The following is a 20,061-nucleotide window of genomic DNA, read 5'->3' as shown; positions in this document are numbered from 1 at the left end:
GTGCGACGTTTTCTCATTTCAAATCTCCTCATGGTTGGAGACCTGATCTTATTATTCGCTCTAGGTGATTAGAATGCGGGGTTTATGACGCGCTTACGTTGGATCTGCCAGCTTACAAGAAACGTTCACTCATGAAAAAGCACATGAGAAAGCTCAAATATAAGTTTAAGAAGGAGCCCGATAAGTTTGCGACCTATGCTCCAGGTAGTGAACTTGCAGGTAAGATTTACAAGTCTTACGAAAAAACCAGAAAATTCGCCCGCAAATACATCACTAAGTCGGGTATGGAATTCGTCACGATGGACACGATCTACGTGGCTTATTTAGCTCAAATTAAAGATGGTGTGAGTTATCTCAATACATCAAAAGACGAGTTCGACAAAGCGCTAAGCAAAAAAGACAAGTTGAAAGGTAAGCTCAAAGAAGTCAAAGAATATTTGTAGCGGAGCACCAAGCTAGCGGAACATCGAATTAGCAGCGCAGCAAGGTTAAAGCTAACAACCTTAAAGCTAGCATCCTCAAAGGTAGACAGCTTGGTAGTTGATTGAATCAGTAGAGAATGAGATTCGACTTAACCCTACCTTCTCGCTGCGATTGTATTCATTGATCGAGTGGTCAAAGCCATAGGCTGTCGACGGGGCCATATATTGGGTGATGCCTTGTTGTGTCGCCGTTATTCCATCATGGCCATGACCGCAGATCACGTCACGAACGCGATATTTTCGAAGCACACTCATCACATCAGCATCGTTCTCTAGACGGATCGCTTTCATCCAATCTGCACCGACTGGAATGACAGGGTGGTGAACAACCACGATAGGATCATTGGCCTTTCTCAATTGTTGTTTTAGCTGAGCCATGCCGCGGTTATCAATACGCCCTGAACCAAGTGGGTGGCGGCTGTCTAGCGGCTTGAAGCTTGAGTCTAGGAACACAAACTCTCGTTCACCGATGGTGGCTTTGTCGGTGACATAAATCGTCGAGCCTTTTAGCTCTGTGCGCATTAAGCGAGAGTCATCATGATTACCCGCAATCACGTAAATGGATTGGTCGCTAATGTGTTGCCTAATGAATGCCTCTAATCGAACGTAGTCGCCAGACTTTGGGTTACAACAAATATCACCAGTCAGAAAGATGGTCTTGCATGCCGTGTCTTTGTTGACGTATTCCAGTGCTCTGCGCAGGTTCTCATAGCTGGATTCATCGGAAAGGTGGCAATCACTGATTTGGTACACGGTATTCATTGTTATTGTCCGGTAATTCGATACGTAGAATTAAAAGTGATAGAAAAATGCCTGCTAAATCAGCAGGCATTTATTGGTGTTATTTCGCTTTTGATGCGGCGTGGTGTTCAATCATGAAGGCAATGGCTTCTTCGCTTAAACAAGATTTACTCACATATTGGCGCTGTTTACCGATATGCAGGATAAAACCAAGATTGGTCTGCTCAAGTTGGTCGATGTCACTCCACGCGATAGCGTTGGTCGCTTTGTGGTTTTTGTAACTTACTCCGTTAGCATCACCTTGAAAGACGATTTTGCTGCCTGCGCCTGAGCTGATCTTTTGTCGCCATAACCACCAGGTTCTTTTGCAGTACACACTGAATGCTTCAATCACACTCAAAACAATAAAGAACCAGCCAACATAGCCATTAGGTAATAGTTCAAACTCCAGCAAAACCACACCAAAAATAAGAAACAGTATTCCTTTTAAGTAGGCTTTTGGAAATTGAGTCGGAAGGCTAGTTTGATCATAACACTCCGCGAAAAACGTCTTGTCGAGTTTGTATTCTGTAGTGAAACCGGGTTCTTTAGACATGTGAGGCTACTTTAATGCTTCTTGTTAATGGGCTTTCTTTGAATTGGTATTTCATGCTGCGATCTCGCAACTCGAGCATTGTATCGCTTCTCAGCACTTTTCTTTAGCGGTTTTATTTCTCTTTTGTAAATCAATAATACCGTCAAGGTTTGTTCTTGTTAGTACTATATCTTGATGCTCCCAGATTGGCAGAGAAAACCCAAGCAGCTGGTGGCTATTGATTGGATAAAACTCGATTAAATAGCATCCCAGTAGCATGAGTTCTTGTCGCTTGTGCTGCTGAATTTGTCTGCTAGAAAATCAATTACGACCCTGACTTTTGCCGCTAGATTATCAGTATCAAGATAAAGGGCACTGATCGATTGTTGCTCTAAACTGGTCGAAACTTGGTAACCGTCTAGTAAAGGGACAAGTTGACCACTCTTCAATTTTTCGCCAATTAGCCAAGTAGGGAAGACGACAATTCCACTGCCACCGACCGCACTCGCGACCAGCGTTTCCGCATTGTTGCTGTAGAGTGATCCTGAAACTTCATACGGCTCTAATTTATCTTCACCAATAAACCAGCGTTGAAGACCATTTGGTCCCTTAAACACTAAACAGTTATGTTGTTTGAGTTCTTCAGGCGTAGTTAAAGTGCCATAAGATTTTAGGTAGTTTGGACTTGCAGCCATGACGTAGCGCTGCTTAGCAAAACGTTTCATCCTTAATGAAGAATCTTGCGGCACACCAATGCGGATCAATAAGTCGATAGATTCAGCAGCGGGGTTTACAAATGCATCCGTCTGCTGGACTTCCACCTTGAGAAGTGGATACCGTTCTAACAGTTCCGCGAGATATGGCGCAATGTGGAGTCGACCAAAGGCAACCGGTGCACTTATTCTGACAGTGCCACGAGGCGTGTCTGTGCGCTGTTCAATGCGTTCGACAACCGATTCATACTGATTGATGATTTCGGTGCAATGCTTGTTAAATGCCACACCTTCGTCAGTAAGAGAAATTGAGCGTGTATGACGATGTAAAAGTTTGGTTCCGACTTTCTCCTCGAGCTGCGCCATTTTGCGAGACACCGAAGATGGCGTCATGTCTTGGCGACGTGCCACCTCAGAAAAGTTGCCAAATTGGGTGGTCATCAAGAACAGTTTTATTTCCAATAAAGAGACATCGTAATTCACAAGCTTTCTCCTACTTTCATTAGGGCGTGTTGACCTTTCGTGGTTAAATTTTGTTCGAGATAAAAGCGTTTTAATCGCGGCGAGGGGGAAGTAGCCTAGTCACTCTAAGCAAATCCCCCTCAACAAAGAATAAAACGCTTTTAGCCGAACCCTTCGGGCAGCGTTTGCTGGCCATTTCTACTACGTTATCGGCTTCTCATGTAGGCTAGCTACACATCGACGCCTCTGCCTTGTATAAATCCCCAGCAACTCGCTGCAAAAATCAGCTCGAAAGATCAACACGCCCTAGTTAAAGATTACGTTCTAAACATTAAAAAAGGCAAGCTAATAGTTAGCTTGCCTGAAGGTTCATTTATTATGCGGTGAGGATATTCTCAGTAATTATAAAGTGTGCATCCTCGCTGAAAGATTGGAACTGCTCGACAATCTTCTGCATCTCTTGAGTTTGAATATCGCTAAGAAATGCCTCTTCAGAATCAATTTGAATAATCTCAAAGTAATCCCATGGTAACGGCTTATCTTGACCAAACATGCTGATGCCTTTGAAGACCTCGAACGATGAAACACTATTGAGTTTGTTTACCGTCGGTAGATCTGACTCTTTGGCCCATTGAAGATATTGAGTTTCATCCGTGGTTGATTTTAGGTTAAAGAACACGATGATGGTTTTAGCTGACATGCAATGTTTCCTTGGTAAGGTGAGTCGTAATATTGTCTTTTGCTAACGGTGCTTCTGATTCGGTTTGGTTTTGGCGATTGGCGATATAAATACAGACCAAGGCGCACGCAATGCAGGCCATGGCAGCAAGACGCCAATAATTCAGTTCAATGGGCGTATTCCCAAGCCAACCTTGAGTATCGATTATCAGGCTCATGATCATCTGGCCTAAAATGGTGGCAACAGTGGCAATCGCGACACCAACCTTTGGCACTGCCGCCACCATGACTATCATGTAAAAGATGCCAAATAGTGCGCCTGCGAGTTGCCATTTAGGTACCGATAACAGAGTTGCGTCATAACTTGGTTCAAAGAAGAAAATCAGTAAACCCGTGATAACGGTTCCCATGCTAAAGGTCAGCAGGGAGCTTTCAATCACACCTACTTTTGCCCCCAGTTGACCATTAATCGCCGCTTGAGCACTCAATGCCATACCTGATGCAATGGCGAGTAAAATAATCAGCGTCATGATTGTCCTCCTAAATAGACAAAACAGAGAGCGAGGAATATGAACCCCAAACCAAGCAAACGCAGTGGGTTAGTCGCTTGCTTTGGCATTGCAAACCAGCCGAAGTAATCAATTGCAAAACTCTTAGTGATTTGACCAAACAGGACGCAAACCATCGTCATTGCGACCCCTAAAATTGGTGTCGCTAATGTAAGAACGACCACGTATATAGGCCCCAGTAAACCACCGATAAGCTGCCATTTTGGAATGGTGTTCCAAGCTTTGAATTGTCCATTCGGTGTAAAGTGACGAATCATCCAAAGCAACGCAGTACCAACGCCAAAGATGCTCAAGGTTGCCCATAAATGGCCGACTTGTTTACCTAAAGGGCCAAGTAAGCCTGCCTCGAAAGACAAGCCCATACCCGCGATCACAATCATCACGATAAAAATAATGTTCATCGTGGGTCAAACAACGCAACAGAAGCACGATTTGCATGAGCTTTATTTGCATAAGCTTTGCCGTTTGGATAAGACACAAGCTCTAATTGCATCCCCCAAGGTGCCATGAAGTAAACCCAAGACTCTCCAGCGGTAGGGCCTTCAGTCATGGTGGTTGCATTTCCAAGGACTGTGATGCTTTGGTCTTTTAGATACGCTACCGCGGCGTCCATATCTTCAACATAGAAAGCAAGGTGGTGACCACCAATGTCGGCGTTATTTGGTGCTGTTTTGCTTCTCTCTACTGAGTCTGAGTATTCAAAGATCTCTAAGTTAATCCCGTTCGCGTTCATCACCGCGATCTTGGTGATCTCTGCACGTGGATTAACGTTTAAGTGATCTTTCATCCAGTCATCATCGGACGCGAATGGGCCAAACTCATACGCCAGTTCAAAGTCAAAATGCTCTCGGAAGAAAGCGATAGCTTCATCTAAATTCGGTACAGTGAAACCGATATGGTCTGGTTTTTTTAGCCCTGGAATAGCCATTAGAAATCTCCTCGTTCATGACGAATTTTGTTGAGTGCGCCCATCGTCGTCGCCCCTTTGTTAAAGCCAGTGTATGCCGATGCAAATACGATTAACTCTTCAAGCTCTGCATAGGTCGCTCCTTGTTTAAGTGCCATATCAACGTGAGCGCCAAATGGATTACCTTCACCCGTTACGTTGAGTGCCATTTGGTCAATCGCAATGCTAATGAGCGCTTTGGTTTTCTGGTCAATTAACGGCATGCCCCATGCTTCACCTGCAACTCGTACGGTCATATCGCCCCATACTGGATTGATTGATTTGAGGCCTTCAATCAGTGCTTGATCATCCAGCACTGCATTCTGATATTTCTTAGTCATATTCAACTTTCTCACTTATCAATTTGGTTCGCCGCTACGGATGAAGGGGATTATAGGGAGTGATGAAATTTGAAAAACCAGCGGAATGGAATAGGACTTATGCGGAATCTGCACAGACGGGCTGAGAACAGGAAAAGAGGGTAAGGCGAGAAAGTGGAGAATAACGGAAATAGAAGGCACCTACACAATGACTAACATTTTTTTCACGCGCTAAGCCACATTATCAAGGTGGTGAAAATAGCCATAAAAGCTAAGGAGAAAACAATGAAACAGTTAATTTTATGTGGTGCTTTGGTCGCTGTTAGTACATTTAGTGTTTCAACCTATGCGGCTCAAGGCACAGAGATAATCAGTAAAGAACAAGCGATTAAAGCGGCGCTGTTATCTTTGGATATCGAGGTACTTGGGATTCGTCATGACGAGCCTGACACTCAGTGGGATGTGTTTGTTATGCGTGATGGTAAAGCTTATGAGATTGAAGTTGATGCGGTAACTGCAAAAATTGTGGCGGTCGAAGAAGAAAGCCTTGCTGAAGTGCAAGCTGAGCTGTCCGGAGAGTTATCCCATGAAGGCGTTACTGGTGACGTGGATAAGTGATTCTAGAAGACCATTTACATTCATAAGATAAAGCTAAGGCCTCGCGTTTGCGAGGCCTTGATGTATGCGGAACGAGTGAAAAGACCCAGAGCTTAATTGCTATACGATTGTACTCTACATAGTGAAAACAGGGGACATGCCGCTGTCTTGGCCGTTCATTAATAACAAGCCAATCAACACAAGCAAAATACCGCCAAAGAGTTGCAAGTAGTGACCTGCGGCATTCAATGAGGCGTTGCTGTTTTTGTTGCCTGCTGCCAAGTAGCGCTTCACTAAGTGTTTGCCTGTTAGCGTCATCATTGCAATTAATGAGGTTGTTAATGCTGTGCCTATGGCCATCGCAAAGGCACTCAATACACCCATCCAATATAGGCCAACCATGTTCGCGAAGAGCAAAACCATGATGGCTCCGGTGCACGGTCTTACGCCAATCGTCACTATGATTCCCGCATATTCTCGGAGTGTTGAGGCTTTGTTTATTGCCTTTGCATCGGCTACATGCTGGTGGCCGCACCCACAGTCGGCATGAGAATGATCTGTATGAGTGTGGTCAGCGGCTTGTAATGCATTGGTAGCGCCCATAACCATTGAACCAGATGAACGAAGCGCCATTGGCGAACGCACTGAAATTGGCGCAGCTGTGTCTGTTGCGAGTGTGGTGATGGCTTTCACTTTTAGCTTAGGCTTACGCATAGCGGTGTAGATGTTTTTCAAAGCCTTCCAACATATAAGCGCGCCGACGACCGCGACTAAGGCAAAGCTTAATGAAACAAACATATTCGCTTTGTCATTCACGACTCGCATGGAAGCACTAAAGCCCCACAGCAACACGCTTACTAGTAAGATTGCGACCAATGCTTGTAAAAAAGCGGAGACGACCGTAAGCACTAAACTCGCTTTGGCTTTGGTTGGGTGAGTCGCTAGGTAAGTAGACACGATAACTTTGCCGTGCCCAGGCCCCAGAGAATGAAGCATGCCATAGATAAAGCTGAACCGGATAAGGTAACTGCCTGCACCCCAAGGGTTGGACTTAGCTTCATAGAGTAGGTCTGCAAGCTCTGAATTGACTTCTCTTTGCCATTGGATGCTAGAGATAACTAACGATGGCCACATAGACCACAGTTGATACGCCCCAATAGCAATAAGCACTAACGCCCCAGCACCAATGAGGTAGTGATTGAGTTTGGATTGATTTTTCTTCATTTAACAAGAACCTATATCTGAGATCTTTCTGTCAATTAGTTGCCATGCTTAATCAGCTAGACGCTGACTTCATGGTTGAAACGAATCACTGCGACTAAGAAGCGGGAACCGCAGCACAATGAAGCTCAACCGATTGTGTAAACAGTTGGCCTAGCGTGTTATCCGGATCTGCATCGACAGGTAAAGACATCGCATAACTCATCTGTTCTGGCGTCGGGTTAGGCTCGATTAATTCTAACTGGCATTGTCTCGCTAGTTCAGGTGACAATGTCACGTCCCTATTGGATAGCCACGACATGTCGACAAAGTAACTAGGGTCAAAAATCAATACGCGAAGCGAGTCTCGTGTCACTGGCTTAGGTTTAGAAAGTGGTAGGTCAAATGTTAGAACCATCTTGGCTTTATCACGCTCAAACTTTGCGTTCTCAACCACCTGATATTTGATGGGCTCTTCACCATCATAAAAATACGTGAAGTAGTGCTCGTACATCATGTTTTCGATTACAGAAGCAGCGAGCTTTTTGAATGTCTCAGCTTCTGTATCGGCAGAGACATCTTCTCCATCCAACATATACATGGATGTCATTGCATCAAAAGACCACTCCATAGAGAGACCAGTGATCATGCCATTCTCTCCCTCAATATGAGTTTTCATCTCTATCCAAGAGTGAGGGTGGGCGTATAGATTTGGCGCAAAAAGCAATAATGTTAGGGCAACAGTCAAGCCCTTGAGAGAGCGAAAGTATGTCGCGAAACGGCTTACAAAGCGTGAGGAGAGGTGATTGATGACATCGATTAGAATAAATAGCTGTTTCATGAGAAATGATGGTTATTTAGTGTGATGTTATATTATAACAATTTGCTGCGTTGTTCACTTCAAATTGTCCGCTTGTTCACTTTAAAGCGGACTGTCATTCTTGATTTTTAATTACCCCCATCTTTCCTATAAACATCTTTGATTGATGCTCAATTGGACATTATTTAGACTAGTGTGTGACGTTGAATAGTCGATTAAACTCTCGGTTGTACGAGGCCTTTTTGTTGGGGGCTTGAGCTTAGCCCGTGATTACAGGCTTTAACGGCGCTAAAAACTACCCCCCAGTATAAATAAGGTGCTACATTACGCTTTATCTCTTTTCATTCAGTCACGTGAGTAAAAATGCTATGTCGCACACAGCCAAAGATCAGAAAAAGCTAAAGGCTCGAGTCAGCAAAATACAAGGTCAGGTGAATGGCCTAAAGAAGATGTTGGATGATGAAGAGCAGCAATGTCAGGATGTATTGCAGCAGATAGCGGCCATTCGTGGTGCGGTCAACGGCTTGATGAGAGAAGTGATTAAAGGCCATCTCCTAGAACATGTTGTACTAGAAGATGACAAGGATCAGCGTGAAGAAGATATGGAAGTGGTACTTAAAGTTCTAGACTCTTACATTAAGTAAAGGTCTGATTTATTGAGCTTTCATTTGTGATTTTCTTTTCACTAGCTCTTTCTTTAAAGCATTAACGGCGTAAGGCTTCATCGTTTTCCAAGCCTTACACTCTTCTCGAGTTCGACCACACCCCAAGCACCAACCTTTACTGTTTGAAAAGTCACACATGTCGATACACGGGCTTTTTTGCTTTTTCATTTTAGAATCTGTCCTATTAAAGCCTGTCTTAGTTATAGCTTGTCTTAGTTATAGCTTGTCTGAGTTATAGTCTCTCTAGAACCTTATCGACACTCGCTTCAAGCGCTCGTAGTCGGTTGAATTCTTCAAACAAACGCTGTTCAAGGTTTTTGAAATTCAAAGGCAGTGTTCGCTGACAAATACCGTAGCTGTTATCTTGGGTTTTGTATCCTTTCCAACTTTCAATTCGGCTTTGTTCCAACTCTTTGAACTGACGTATAAATTCAGATTGGGCAGGGCAGTCCTCTTCCGCATGCATGCAGATAGGAAAGGCTTTTTGTTTAACCTGAGGCCCTTCAATAAAAGTTTCAAAGTGGACGCCACCTTGATTCTGGTTAAACCAATTCTCTTTGTATAGCTGAAGGTATTCGCCACGGTTATAAATTTCCCAACCATCTTCAAACCAGTTCGCTTTGCGCAGCATTTTCTCTAGGTTGCGGAATACACCCTTAACGTCTTTCATTCAGAAACTCTTCTCTTATCTGGTAATAGGGTCGGTGAAGCTCATAATATTGCGTTCAAAAAACTATAACCCTCCCCAGTATAAAATACTACCCCCTAGTATATTTGGTTGTTTGAAAGATAGCCGAGATAGGCTGAAGATGACGGTAACTTTGGGTGCCTTTGATCTTATCTCTCGATCCAGTAAATCTTATTTTTCATAGGATAGTTATTGGCATATGCCAATAATTGAGCGTATGCTGAACTCCTGATCATCAATAACAGGAAGTTACTATGTTATACGCAGTACCTTGTCGCGACCTTCATGTCGGCAACCACTTTGCTCGCTCTCCTGAGATCGCGATTGTCGATGAACAACGACAGATAAAACAGATTGTTCCTCTGATTGAGTCCGACACTTCTTGCAATAAAAAGAAGCAATGGATCTCTGTTCTCCGTTCTTACGATGTGAAATCTGTGGTGGTTCGTCATATAGGTAAGAAGATGCTGGCGCACTTGTTCAATAACGATATTCGAGTCTTGGCATCGACAGGTAAGGCCGAAATCGGGACTTTGGATTTCGACAATCTACGGGAAGTGACCGATCTCGATTATGGTCGCGAGCCGAGAAATAGCGGGTGTAGCAATAAAACGTGTTGCGAGAAAGGGCACAAAAAACAAGCTTCGATTCTAATGGCACAGCCTAATCAGTTAGGCGCTATTCGAGGATTCCGAAAATGACTTTTTTGTTGACGCTATTGGGGTTTGTAGGAGTCGTTACATTGATGGCGCTAGGTGTGATTTTTTCGCGCAAGCCAATCAAAGGCAGTTGTGGAGGATTGGCGCAGTTAGATATTGAGCGTGAGTGCAATTGCAAGGATGTGTGTGAAGGGCAAAGCAGAAAGCTGTATCAGATTACTGAGCCATCAAGCTAAGTATCGAGCTAAGCATCTAGAGTTCTCGCTCGCTGAGTTAAATAACTCCTGGCTAACACGTGAATTAACTGCTTTGAATCACCAACGCGTGACCATTGACGATGCACTTGGCGACTTTAGCTCGTGCACGCTTGATGATGTTGCCGAACGTTTGGCGAGACACCTGCATTTGTTCAGCGGCTTCAAGTTGGCTCAAGCCTTCTTGATCAGCCAAGCGGAGGGCTTCGAGCTCTTCTAATAGCAATTCTTCTTTATGAAGCTCGTCCATAGGAACACCATTAGGCTTGAAACAAGAGTAAGCCGCACGGGTACACAACTGGCGATGTTTTTTTGGTCGAGCCATATCAATCTCTAGCAATCTAAGGGTAAAAGGTAAGTATGAAGGTTTTCATTCCACACAATCATCGACGTTGCCAAGTGTGTAGCCAAGGCTTTTTCACCGACAGCGCCATTTGTTTTGAAGCTGTTGGTGAGCATGAGACTTTAACTAAGCACGAGGCTTTAGCTAAATATAAAACCAGGGCCAAGATTGTACCAACAGATAAAGCTGAGGGCTACGATGGCATCATGCAGGGCGGCATAGTCACGACATTACATGACAGCGCGATGCTACATTGTCTATTTCAGAATGATATCAAGGCGATGACGGTGAGTTTAACGTCTCGTTTTCATCACCCGATTTTGATTGGTCAAGAGCTGGAAGTTCGCGCTCAATGGGTCAAAAGCAGACGTAATATCTACTTCCTAGAAAGCCAAATTACTCAGTGCGGAAAGTTATGTTCGTCGGCACAAAGTCAGTTCATGTCATCACCCTAGTTATTGAGCGATAGCTTGGATGGTGCTCGTTTGTTGATTCCGCTGTTTTGCACAATAAATAGAGGTTTTCTATAGTTAACGTAATAACGAATAAAACTAGTAGGGCAGTATTGAATTCATTATCCATCTTTTAGCTCCTGAACATGCTTGAATCCGTTCATTAGAGCGAGTTTCCCCGCACTCGATTCAATTCATCACTGCCTTTTCTCGGAGGGCTGCTGATGCCAAAATTCTTCAAATCGACATTCCAATATTGTGCTCTATCAATCGTCTTACTTTTTCCATTCTTCAGTAGCTATGCTTCTTCCGCCCCGCTTAAAGTCGGCGTTTATTCATGTCCTCCTTTTGTCATCAGCTCTATGGAACGCGAGTGGAGTGGCCTTAGTGTCGAGCTCTGGGAGCAGATCGCCAAAGAGATGAGCGTTGAGTACACGCTAGAAACCCACCGCTTAGATGATTTACTCAATTCGATTGAAACCGAGCAAATTGATGTCGGTGTATCTTGTATTTCAATCACCCCAGAGCGAGAGTTATTTGCTGACTTTTCTCATTCTTTTTACGAAACTCACCTCGCTATTGCAGTTAAAAAACAGGGCTACCTTCAAACCTTACATGCCATTTTCTTCAATCCCGCGCTGTGGTTGATCATTGGTGCCGTCGTCTTTATCTCTGGCGTAATTGGCGCGTTTTTCTACTTATTGGAGCATGGCGAGAATGAAAAGCTTTATTCGATGAAAAGCAGAACGGGACGCTTGTTGGAAAGCTTTATTATGGGCTTACTTTTTATCACGCGAGGTCCATTCAATTACTTTGAGTTTAAGAGCTTAACTGGGCGAATTGCCACGGTGTTCATTGGTGTGTTTAGTATGCTTTTTATCGCCAGTATTACCGCTGTTTTAGCCAGCAAGCTGACTCTCAGCCAAGGCTCTTCCCATATTGAAGGTGTTAATGATCTTGCGAATGTGGAGGTAGGAACAAAGGTTGCCACGACGTCTTCTTTGATGCTCACAAGCTTCGGAATTCGACACAAGAGTTATGTCGATATGCCAAGGCTTCTGGCGGCTTTAGAGGATGGTGAAGTCGAAGCGATTGTCGCTGATGATGTGGTTCTCAAATATATGATTGGTAATGGCAGAATAAGCGGGCAGTTTGAAGATCTGGAAGTGTTGCCGTATCAGCTAGAAAAGCAGAATTATGGCTTTATCATCACTGAAAATAACGTGTACGAAGAAGAGATTAACCGCGCGCTGTTGAAGATTCGTGAATCGCGAAAGTGGCGTAAAATTTTGGTCGATTATTTCGCAGATCAGTAATCGAAATTAGAGGCATATTCAAAAGCTTTTGGACTTTTGCCGTTACAGTTGATCTGAACCTGAGGCCTTGGTCTTTTTGAAGTATTTGAATGCACTCCAAACCGCGTAAGCCGCAACACCCACAATCAATGCCGAGCGAAGGAGAATAGGCGCATCATGCTCTAGTTGACCAACATGCGGCACAATACTGGCAAATAATCGACTGGTAAAAAGCAGCCCCATTACTAACATAATAATCTTATTCATGTGACCTGCCATTGAATTGAGTACGTTGCACAGAACGAGTTATGGGGCGAATACACTGTTAACACGCTACACCACTATTCTGCTCGAAATAAAAGCATGCGCTTCTCAAACGTAACCGTCAACGCGATATCGGCGTTAAGCCAGTAAGCTAAAATTTCGTTTTTGGAAGGAGGTTGTTCTGTCAGATACAGCTAGGGCGGGGTAGGTGAGGGCTTTAAGGGATCTAAAATGTTTACGTCAATGTATTGGTTTATTAATAACGTAGCCAAAGCAGTACGTTGAATATCGGTAAAGTTATTATCTTTGAAATTTACAACTCATTTAGAATTATCAACTTCAAAGATAATATTGCTTAACGAGATCAGATTGTTGGGGTCTTATCTTGTCGAATATATCTTTTCGACCACAGATAAGTCCATGCAAAAATTAAGGTTATGTTCAAGGCAGGTATACTTAATACCAACTTCTCCCGTGTTGAAATCAACGGATTTTGCGACATCTTCTTGAAAGTTATCAATGACTAACTGTAATAAGCAATCCTTGTCTAATACATTCATAAGTTTTCCTAAATACAATATGGTTGCAGATGCATATTAAAGGACAGGTTCCGATCATTATCAAGGAAAGCGAAAGAATATTTTCTCGTATAAATCACGTATCTTTATAACCCTTAATCATAATCAAACCTGAGAACATACCATATTGTAATTTATATTTTATCTCTCTTAGAAACCTTCAATTACTAGCAAAATACGAACCAATTATTGTGAAGGTATGAAGAACTTTTTTCTCTGAATCTGAAAGGTGATTGGTTAGAGAATGTGATAATTGAGAGCTTACTTACAAAGGAATATTCTTATTTTAACAAAATATTAGGACTTAATTATATAGGTATATTAGTTTTTGGTTATAAACTTTGAACGTGAAGGTGTTCTTGGATAAATGCGCTATAACCCTGTTTGTTGTAATGACTACTACTCTCATTTTACTTTTCATAAGCTATTCTTATTAAATGTTTATATGAAATTTGCTGCATTTATGTTTTGGCGTGATCTTGGATTTGTTTAGTCAACCACATGGTAGATCTGATGTACATTTTACTTAAGTGAAAATATTTTTGAATCAATGACTAATGTTTAATTTTGGAATGAGATAAGGATCAAGTGTCTTCGTTTTCATCATGGTGTGGCATGGATGGTCCACACAACAAGTTGATTGTTATTTAGTTTAAATAGGGAAATATTATGGCAGAGCAAGAGTATGATTATCCGGAGTCGTACAATCTAATTTCAGTTACAGACCCTTCCAGTAAAATCAAGTATGCAAGCCCCCATTTTAATGAAGTAGCAGGCTATCAAGAAGGAGAACTAGTAGGTGAGTATCACAATGTAGTTCGTCACAGGGATATGCCTAAAGCCGCGTTTAAGGACCTATGGGGCCATATTCAGTCAGGTAGTAACTGGATGGGTATGGTGAAAAACCAACGGAAAGGTGGTGGCTATTACTGGGTTGATGCTTTTGCTTCTCCGTTAAAAGAAGATAATGAGATTGTTGAGTACCAATCTGTACGGTTTAAGCCGAAAAGAGAATATGTTGAACGTGCAGAAAAAGCGTATGGAACCTTAAATAACGGAAAAACACCATTCAAGCTCATGTTACCGAAAACGAGACTTTGGCAACGTCAGACATTCATTTCAATATTGCTAATCGGGTTAGCCTACGCGCTTCACCTTAATCAATTCGTAACGGTACCGAAAATATTCTTATTACTCTTTATGGGTAGTTCGGTATCGATTTATATTTTGACTCGTCGCTTGGAGAATATTTGTAAAATAGCAAAAGAAGAGTTCAACAACCCTTTAATGGAACATATTTACTTTGGCAAGGTGGACGATCTCTCCGAAATTGCGCTGGGAATGAAGGTTCGGAAACAGTATGCAAAAGCATTATTAGGCAGAATTCGAATTTCGGTGAGTGATTCATGTGAAATGACCCTGAAACAGGCGAATAAAACTGCTGAATCGAACGCCACGGTGTCTGAAAACCTTGAAAATCAGAAAACAGAAATTGATATGGCTGCGACTGCAATCAACGAGATGCAAGCGGCTTCAAGTGAAATTTCTCAAAATGCGCAAGGAACCCTCGATTCTACGTTTAGCACCCAGCAAGAGCTCTTATCTTGTCAAAACGAGCTAAACCAAGTCGAAGAAAACTTTGTCGAGCTCACCAATGAATTAGATAACATATCGACAATATCGCTGTCTGTAGAGAGGGAGACGCAACAAATAAGCTCCGTCATCGAGATGATCAACGCGATTGCTGACCAAACCAATCTATTAGCACTGAATGCAGCGATAGAAGCCGCACGAGCTGGTGATTCAGGAAGAGGCTTCTCGGTCGTGGCAGATGAAGTAAGAGTGCTTGCTCAGAAAACTCAAGAAGCAACAACAGAGATTCAAGCGGTTATTGAAAAGCTATGCACAGGCAGTGGTCAGTCAGTAACGGCTGTTAACAACGGGACGGAAAAAGCGAAACGCACTCAAACGACGATTCAATCGACTCTAGAAAGCCTCACATTATTGAGTGAAAAGGTTCAAGGAGTGGTTGATAGGAATAACCAAATCGCGGTCGCTATTGAAGAACAAGTTAATGTCTCTGAAGAGATTAACCAGAATATTCTTTCTATACACAGTAAAGCTGAAGCTTCTCACGATCTCATGGAAGACAGTAAAAAACAGTATGAACAAAGTGTACTCAGCTTGAATGAGCTAAGAAAAGGAGTGGCTCGATTTTAAATCACAATAGAGCAAGTAGTTAGCGGGTTCTGACGAGTGTCTACATTACGAACAAGCTAGCTTTGGTTACTAATTCAAAAGCCTCGCTATTGCGAGGCTGAGCTTATTTTTAAAGGGTATTTTAGCAGCCTAGTGTCAGGTTCATTCAAAGTAAAAAACTGTTAGATCGTCAGGTACTTCAGGTAGCGATTGGTATTTACTTTAGGAATCTGTTTCTAAAACCAAAAATGCCACTACAAATCTGCAGTGGCATTAGAACGATAACAAACTATCACTTTGCTCAAACTTAAATTTTAGTTCTTACATAAACTATAGTTCTAACAGTTTTGCCAATTCACGCTCTTCGAGAAGCTCTTCAATGCGTTGACGAGTCTTAGGCGTTTCAGCTTGCGCTTTAGTCGACTTATCTGCTTTTTTGCTTCGGCTCGCTTTCGCTTTTTCCTTAGTCGTCATCGTAATCTTCCTTGTGTTTTTCAGTGTTACAGGTTGCACGTCTCTTTTAGTGCTTTGCCTGCTTTAAATGCTGGCGTCTTTGATGCTGCAATCTGAATCTCTTCTCCGGTACGCGGGTTGCGACCAGTTCGAGCGGCACGAGAGTTAACTTTAAAGCTACCAAATCCAAGGATCGATACGTCATCACCGTTAGCAAGCGAAGAAGATATACCTTCAACTAGCGCATTGAGCGCTGTGCCAGCTTGGTCTTTTGAGATGTCTGCAGAAGTCGCGATGTGTTCAACTAATTGAGATTTGTTCATAATCTATATTCCTTATTGAGTACGGCTGGCGTCTACCTTTAGCACCTAGCTTATGCGATCTTATCAACGGCAACTGAAATATTGTCAGTGGTTGGGTAGAGCTTTGTAAAGTAACCAACAGGATTGACTATAAAAGCATCTGTCGGTTCAATCAATGCAATTCATTGATTATTATTGGTTTATAGACATGTCGCCCAAATTGACTTGAGAAAAGTCATTCGGATTGTCCGCGAGGTTCATAATCCAAGTCGAAACTGTCATCTGTCATGTTGACAAATGAAAGAGTAAAAACAAAGAAGCCCAGCTTAATTGCTGGGCTTCTGGTTGTGTTGTCAGAGAGATTTGTTAATTCAGAACTATTTAGTAATAAAAATTTGTTCTGTTTCTAGCGAAGTCATAGAGCGAACTTGACGCCAAATGTAGTAGAAAATACCCAACATCATCAACATGCTTGGGATGGCGATTGCTGGGTAGCTGTAAAGTGTCAGCTTGCCAAGTTCTTCATTGAAGGCAGCGGTGCCAGCAGGGCTTATCACAATCCAAGTCGCTAGGAAGTAGTTCATCGCAGAAGAAAATGCGAAAGTACTCGCGAATAGGTAGTTTGATGTCATTAAGCAACGGTCGAACTGCGCCTGCTTACCGAACTGTCTTAAACGCTCTTCGATAAGAGAGATATTTAACAGAGCTGGTGTGAAGATAACTTTCTGAATAAATGGGTAGCGGGTGAAGGTTGAGCCAAGAACTGCTAAACCAATTAGACCTGGGATTAATGCCTCTTTTAGTGCTAACCAACGAGTGTCTAGCTCAAAGAAACCAATGCCACCTGTTAAAAGTACACTGACAAAGCCAAGCGCTGCTATGAAGTTGAACTTCTTGTTGCGGATCAACTCCATGCCACCGTAAGCAATAGGGAAGGCTAGGGCGACAAGTAATGCTAAGCCTGTTCCGAGATGCTCATCTCCACTGAACTTCATTAAAATGAATGAAGGAAGAAGGACGTTAAATACGACTTCGAAAAGAGGACTCGATTTTTTGTTTTCTGTGCTACTCATAATTTCTAAATACATTATGTTATGGATTTATTCTCAGGGATTGTTGTTTACCTTGCCCAAGATGTAAAGCCTTAAGACACCATGCTGTGTAACGACATGTGACATCAACGACATCTCTTAGCCTATCTCACGTTGAATTCAAGACTTTACGCATCCTAGTTCTGGACGCTTTTAGGTATCCAGACCGAACGAATCAAGCAACGTTTCATAATCAGGCTTGTTTGCCAAACTCTCAATGCTTATACGTGCCAGTACGTCTGCGAATGGAGAACGGTGTAAAAAATCGGTGATGTTTCGGCTGTTCACTTCATCAAACAACGCAGTATGTCGGAATTGGACGTAATCTAAAGCGACCTGGAGATACAGCGTGGCCAAGTTGTCGGTAAGAAGGGAATCTAACCCTTGTTTGTCTATTTCTTGGTCAAGTTGCTTTAGCGCGGCAGCGATACCGTCTTGTCCTCTCTTGATTAGCGAATTATCACTGTAGGTATAGCGTGTTAGTGCTGCGGTTCGAAAAGCTATCTCCATTAATGTCTTTGCTGTTCCTAGATGCTTCATTTGATGGGCATCACTTAATGCCACTTGGCGCAGCGTTTGAGGTTGATAGGTTTCAATTAGGTATTGGCAAATACACAAGCTTTCTGTCAGTGAAGTTCCGTCTTCCAGTTCCAATGTCGGAATTAAGCAAAACGGATTGACGTTTACCAGGTTGGTCGGCGTACTCCAAGGGTCGACCCAAACAAAAGACAAAGGTGAACAACGAGACAGAAGTGCTGTTGCTGCGACTACGCGTGAAAACGGAGAGGTTTCATTTAGGTAGAGTTGCATGTTAACCCCTTATTTTATTCGATAACTGAGTCCAAAAAATGCGTTTAGATTTAGATTGAGTGTTCACGCTTAGGTTGAGCCTCGGTCATTAAGGTGCACACCGCAGACAAAATCAAAGCAGCAGCACTCATGCTGAACAATAGATTGTATGACGCCATGTGATTTAAGTAGTACGCCATCACAAGCCCGACTACGCCTTGTGATATTGCAAAGGAAAGTGTCATCCCAGCCCACGCTTTGGTGTGCAGTTCATAACCGACAATCTCCAATGTGTAAGTCGACACCAGAGTGACCGTCCCCGGAGTGAAAATACCGACCAGTAATGAAGAAATGAGTAACGCTATGGGGTGAGTGCTAAAAAGGGGTAATGCGACGCCTAGAGCCTTGAAGCTAAATGCAATACAGAGTGATTTCTTCAGCCCTAGCTTGTCTCCCAATATACCTGTTATCAATGGGCCAATGGCGGCACCAATACCAAAGGTTGCCCAGAATAACCCACCGCTAGTGAACGACATGCCCAGTTCACGCACGATGTAATCAACCCAAAATAAGGTGTGTGGTAGGTAGCCGATAGCGTCGAAGGTATAAGCCACAAGAATAAGCGTTACGCTGATTAACTTAGGCCTTGATAGCTGTGAGAAGGAAGACTTTATATAAGGTGCTTTTGACGTATTAGGTTGGCTTTGCCATGCATTCCAGGTGAGTATAGTGGTGGCCAACGCGATGACTCCCATGCCAATCCAAGCCGAAACTACACTAAAATAAATGAGCACAGGAATTAGGGTGCCAGATAACATTGCACCAAGCCCAATGCCTGAAAATACAACACCGCTGACACGAGCCTTAACATCTGGGTTAAATTTGCGAACAATTACCGGAGGGGCGACAACCATGAGCAAAGCACCCGAAACTCCAGCCAAAGTTCGCCAAACATAGAACCACACCAAGGGCGCATCCTGCAGTGCACAGCCCAAGTAGCTAAAACTGCTCACCAACATAGCGAATCGAATTAACTGCCCAGCACTAAAGTAACGCAATAGTATATTGGCAGCTGGTGCACCCAATATGTATCCAAGAAGGGTTGCTACACCAAGGTAAGATGCATCACTTTCGCTAAACCAGCCACTTTGAATGAGAGCCGGCATTAATGCTATATAGGCAAACCTACCGATCCCGTTGCCTATTAGAGTCGCCCCCATTCCAGCCAAGCTGTCTCGATTAACGATGTGTGTATTCAGCATAAAAGGGTCTCTTTTCGGTTTGACTAGGTGCTCTGGCAATAGGACAAGATCTTTGTTTAGTTTTGCATACTGACATCATTCACCATCAATATCACTAGGCTGTTAGTCATATAAGTTGCATATCTAAAGGTGGTTTCGAGGTAGAAAAATTGCCAGTATGTTTAAACACTTAGGGAGATCTGTTGCTATGCCAAGGGGAAGGCAATAAGCGATTGTTTTAATCATCGTAGAATTGAGTGATCAATGGTTAGACTAAAGTTGGATCTAAATGATTAGGTTATTTAGAAAAGATTGATGCCCAGTTACTCTCACTCACATTCACCGCTCTCAAAAGATTGATGAATGTGAAATGAGGCAGAAGAGAAACGAAGAGTTACAAGTCCATTATTGGTCGAAAAGTAGGTTAAAGCTTAAAGGGATTTTGTCGGAAATCGCTAATCCACCCACGGTCGCTGAAAGTTTGTTTAGATTCTCTGTCGATATCCCAAAATCAGCGCCGTTGACGATGATTGTCGAAGCTGAGCTAACCATGACAAACCCTGAGGATGGAACCACCACAACTGGGAAATCGATCGTTTTGGTTACGCCGTGTAAGGTAACTTCCGCTGCTATTGTTGCTCTTTTTGGGTCACCGGATAGCATCGACGGTTCAACCTTTCCAGAGA

The 20,061-nt window shown here is 43.0% G+C and carries 28 protein-coding genes; 8 read left to right on the top strand and 20 right to left on the bottom strand.

Features of this window, described 5'->3' with window-relative positions; all coding sequences use genetic code 11:
* Positions 1 to 143 precede the first annotated feature (143 nt).
* Positions 144 to 443, top strand: coding sequence for a hypothetical protein (locus IQQ51_RS02495; RefSeq protein WP_193840265.1), 300 nt, complete (start codon positions 144 to 146; stop codon positions 441 to 443).
* A 75-nt stretch (positions 444 to 518) separates the two neighbouring features.
* On the opposite strand, the gene IQQ51_RS02490 is transcribed toward IQQ51_RS02495, so the two are convergent.
* From IQQ51_RS02490 to IQQ51_RS02455, 8 genes are all read right to left on the bottom strand, one after another.
* Positions 519 to 1,244, bottom strand: coding sequence for a metallophosphoesterase family protein (locus IQQ51_RS02490; RefSeq protein WP_193840264.1), 726 nt, complete (start codon positions 1,242 to 1,244; stop codon positions 519 to 521).
* Between the two features lie 79 nt (positions 1,245 to 1,323).
* Complete coding sequence (locus tag IQQ51_RS02485) at positions 1,324 to 1,818, bottom strand: YcxB family protein (protein WP_193840263.1); 495 nt, start codon at positions 1,816 to 1,818, stop codon at positions 1,324 to 1,326.
* Positions 1,819 to 2,054: 236 nt separating this feature from the next.
* Positions 2,055 to 2,993, bottom strand: a complete 939-nt coding sequence (locus IQQ51_RS02480) for a LysR family transcriptional regulator (protein WP_193840262.1) — start codon at positions 2,991 to 2,993, stop codon at positions 2,055 to 2,057.
* 355 nt (positions 2,994 to 3,348) lie between these two features.
* A complete protein-coding gene (locus tag IQQ51_RS02475) occupies positions 3,349 to 3,672 on the bottom strand; it encodes a hypothetical protein (protein ID WP_193840261.1) in 324 nt (107 codons plus the stop codon).
* A complete protein-coding gene (locus tag IQQ51_RS02470) occupies positions 3,662 to 4,180 on the bottom strand; it encodes a DMT family transporter (protein WP_193840260.1) in 519 nt (172 codons plus the stop codon). The genes IQQ51_RS02475 and IQQ51_RS02470 overlap by 11 nt, the downstream gene beginning before the upstream one ends.
* Positions 4,177 to 4,620 (bottom strand): DMT family transporter, encoded by a 444-nt coding sequence (locus IQQ51_RS02465; protein WP_065676946.1) that lies wholly within the window; start codon positions 4,618 to 4,620, stop codon positions 4,177 to 4,179. Before IQQ51_RS02465 ends, IQQ51_RS02470 begins: the two co-directional genes overlap by 4 nt.
* On the bottom strand, positions 4,617 to 5,147 hold the full coding sequence (locus tag IQQ51_RS02460) for a VOC family protein (protein ID WP_050650099.1): 531 nt from the start codon (positions 5,145 to 5,147) through the stop codon (positions 4,617 to 4,619). Before IQQ51_RS02460 ends, IQQ51_RS02465 begins: the two co-directional genes overlap by 4 nt.
* On the bottom strand, positions 5,147 to 5,506 hold the full coding sequence (locus tag IQQ51_RS02455; protein WP_048611557.1) for a carboxymuconolactone decarboxylase family protein: 360 nt from the start codon (positions 5,504 to 5,506) through the stop codon (positions 5,147 to 5,149). Before IQQ51_RS02455 ends, IQQ51_RS02460 begins: the two co-directional genes overlap by 1 nt.
* 264 nt (positions 5,507 to 5,770) lie before the next feature.
* Between IQQ51_RS02455 and IQQ51_RS02450 the strand changes: the two genes are divergently transcribed.
* Positions 5,771 to 6,103, top strand: a complete 333-nt coding sequence (locus tag IQQ51_RS02450; RefSeq protein WP_193840259.1) for a PepSY domain-containing protein — start codon at positions 5,771 to 5,773, stop codon at positions 6,101 to 6,103.
* Positions 6,104 to 6,217: 114 nt separating this feature from the next.
* Here IQQ51_RS02450 and IQQ51_RS02445 read toward each other — a convergent pair whose 3' ends face one another.
* The gene (locus tag IQQ51_RS02445) at positions 6,218 to 7,306 is read right to left on the bottom strand and encodes a nickel/cobalt transporter (protein WP_193840258.1); all 1,089 of its coding nucleotides are present in this window, start codon (positions 7,304 to 7,306) and stop codon (positions 6,218 to 6,220) included.
* A gap of 94 nt (positions 7,307 to 7,400) precedes the next feature.
* Positions 7,401 to 8,123, bottom strand: a complete 723-nt coding sequence (locus tag IQQ51_RS02440; RefSeq protein WP_193840257.1) for a DUF1007 family protein — start codon at positions 8,121 to 8,123, stop codon at positions 7,401 to 7,403.
* 347 nt (positions 8,124 to 8,470) lie between these two features.
* Here IQQ51_RS02440 and rcnR point away from each other — a divergent pair, with 347 nt between their 5' ends.
* Entirely contained in the window at positions 8,471 to 8,746 is a 276-nt protein-coding gene (gene rcnR, locus IQQ51_RS02435; protein ID WP_048617378.1) for a Ni(II)/Co(II)-binding transcriptional repressor RcnR, read from the top strand.
* Between the two features lie 9 nt (positions 8,747 to 8,755).
* Here rcnR and IQQ51_RS02430 read toward each other — a convergent pair whose 3' ends face one another.
* Together IQQ51_RS02430 and IQQ51_RS02425 are read right to left on the bottom strand one after the other, a co-directional pair.
* On the bottom strand, positions 8,756 to 8,935 hold the full coding sequence (locus IQQ51_RS02430; protein ID WP_048611762.1) for a DUF1289 domain-containing protein: 180 nt from the start codon (positions 8,933 to 8,935) through the stop codon (positions 8,756 to 8,758).
* A 64-nt stretch (positions 8,936 to 8,999) separates the two neighbouring features.
* Positions 9,000 to 9,437 carry a hypothetical protein gene (locus tag IQQ51_RS02425; RefSeq protein ID WP_048611764.1) on the bottom strand — a complete coding sequence of 146 codons (438 nt, stop codon included), beginning with the start codon at positions 9,435 to 9,437 and terminating at the stop codon, positions 9,000 to 9,002.
* 272 nt (positions 9,438 to 9,709) lie between these two features.
* Between IQQ51_RS02425 and IQQ51_RS02420 the strand changes: the two genes are divergently transcribed.
* A complete protein-coding gene (locus IQQ51_RS02420; RefSeq protein ID WP_193840256.1) occupies positions 9,710 to 10,156 on the top strand; it encodes a NifB/NifX family molybdenum-iron cluster-binding protein in 447 nt (148 codons plus the stop codon).
* Positions 10,153 to 10,350: a (Na+)-NQR maturation NqrM gene (gene nqrM, locus IQQ51_RS02415; protein ID WP_193840255.1), complete on the top strand. Its 198-nt coding sequence runs from the start codon at positions 10,153 to 10,155 to the stop codon at positions 10,348 to 10,350. Before IQQ51_RS02420 ends, nqrM begins: the two co-directional genes overlap by 4 nt.
* Positions 10,351 to 10,414: 64 nt before the next feature.
* Here the strand turns inward: nqrM and IQQ51_RS02410 are convergent, their stop codons facing one another.
* Complete coding sequence (locus tag IQQ51_RS02410) at positions 10,415 to 10,693, bottom strand: DUF134 domain-containing protein (protein ID WP_017057476.1); 279 nt, start codon at positions 10,691 to 10,693, stop codon at positions 10,415 to 10,417.
* A 35-nt stretch (positions 10,694 to 10,728) separates the two neighbouring features.
* Between IQQ51_RS02410 and IQQ51_RS02405 the strand changes: the two genes are divergently transcribed.
* Both IQQ51_RS02405 and IQQ51_RS02400 read left to right on the top strand, forming a co-directional pair.
* Positions 10,729 to 11,166 (top strand): PaaI family thioesterase, encoded by a 438-nt coding sequence (locus tag IQQ51_RS02405; protein ID WP_193840254.1) that lies wholly within the window; start codon positions 10,729 to 10,731, stop codon positions 11,164 to 11,166.
* 221 nt (positions 11,167 to 11,387) lie between these two features.
* Complete coding sequence (locus IQQ51_RS02400) at positions 11,388 to 12,479, top strand: transporter substrate-binding domain-containing protein (RefSeq protein ID WP_193840253.1); 1,092 nt, start codon at positions 11,388 to 11,390, stop codon at positions 12,477 to 12,479.
* 42 nt (positions 12,480 to 12,521) lie between these two features.
* Here the strand turns inward: IQQ51_RS02400 and IQQ51_RS02395 are convergent, their stop codons facing one another.
* On the bottom strand, positions 12,522 to 12,725 hold the full coding sequence (locus IQQ51_RS02395; RefSeq protein ID WP_017065471.1) for a hypothetical protein: 204 nt from the start codon (positions 12,723 to 12,725) through the stop codon (positions 12,522 to 12,524).
* A 1,244-nt stretch (positions 12,726 to 13,969) separates the two neighbouring features.
* Here IQQ51_RS02395 and IQQ51_RS02390 point away from each other — a divergent pair.
* Positions 13,970 to 15,520 carry a PAS domain-containing methyl-accepting chemotaxis protein gene (locus IQQ51_RS02390; RefSeq protein ID WP_193840252.1) on the top strand — a complete coding sequence of 517 codons (1,551 nt, stop codon included), beginning with the start codon at positions 13,970 to 13,972 and terminating at the stop codon, positions 15,518 to 15,520.
* Between the two features lie 309 nt (positions 15,521 to 15,829).
* Here the strand turns inward: IQQ51_RS02390 and IQQ51_RS02385 are convergent, their stop codons facing one another.
* The 6 genes from IQQ51_RS02385 to IQQ51_RS26570 form a co-directional block, all read right to left on the bottom strand.
* On the bottom strand, positions 15,830 to 15,973 hold the full coding sequence (locus IQQ51_RS02385) for a hypothetical protein (RefSeq protein WP_193840251.1): 144 nt from the start codon (positions 15,971 to 15,973) through the stop codon (positions 15,830 to 15,832).
* 26 nt (positions 15,974 to 15,999) lie between these two features.
* Complete coding sequence (locus IQQ51_RS02380) at positions 16,000 to 16,275, bottom strand: HU family DNA-binding protein (protein ID WP_048658484.1); 276 nt, start codon at positions 16,273 to 16,275, stop codon at positions 16,000 to 16,002.
* A 356-nt stretch (positions 16,276 to 16,631) separates the two neighbouring features.
* On the bottom strand, positions 16,632 to 17,327 hold the full coding sequence (locus IQQ51_RS02375; RefSeq protein WP_193840250.1) for a VC0807 family protein: 696 nt from the start codon (positions 17,325 to 17,327) through the stop codon (positions 16,632 to 16,634).
* A gap of 171 nt (positions 17,328 to 17,498) precedes the next feature.
* Positions 17,499 to 18,155, bottom strand: coding sequence for a glutathione S-transferase N-terminal domain-containing protein (locus IQQ51_RS02370; RefSeq protein ID WP_193840249.1), 657 nt, complete (start codon positions 18,153 to 18,155; stop codon positions 17,499 to 17,501).
* A 50-nt stretch (positions 18,156 to 18,205) separates the two neighbouring features.
* Positions 18,206 to 19,396 (bottom strand): YbfB/YjiJ family MFS transporter, encoded by a 1,191-nt coding sequence (locus IQQ51_RS02365; protein WP_193840248.1) that lies wholly within the window; start codon positions 19,394 to 19,396, stop codon positions 18,206 to 18,208.
* Between the two features lie 384 nt (positions 19,397 to 19,780).
* Positions 19,781 to 20,061, bottom strand: a 281-nt coding sequence (locus tag IQQ51_RS26570) for a YceI family protein (protein WP_228012648.1), incomplete at its 5' end; no start/stop codon positions are given.

Source organism: Vibrio sp. OPT18 (assembly GCF_015163615.1).
Taxonomy (GTDB): Bacteria; Pseudomonadota; Gammaproteobacteria; order Enterobacterales; family Vibrionaceae; genus Vibrio; species Vibrio coralliirubri.
This window is presented reverse-complemented; position numbering and strand designations above follow the sequence as displayed.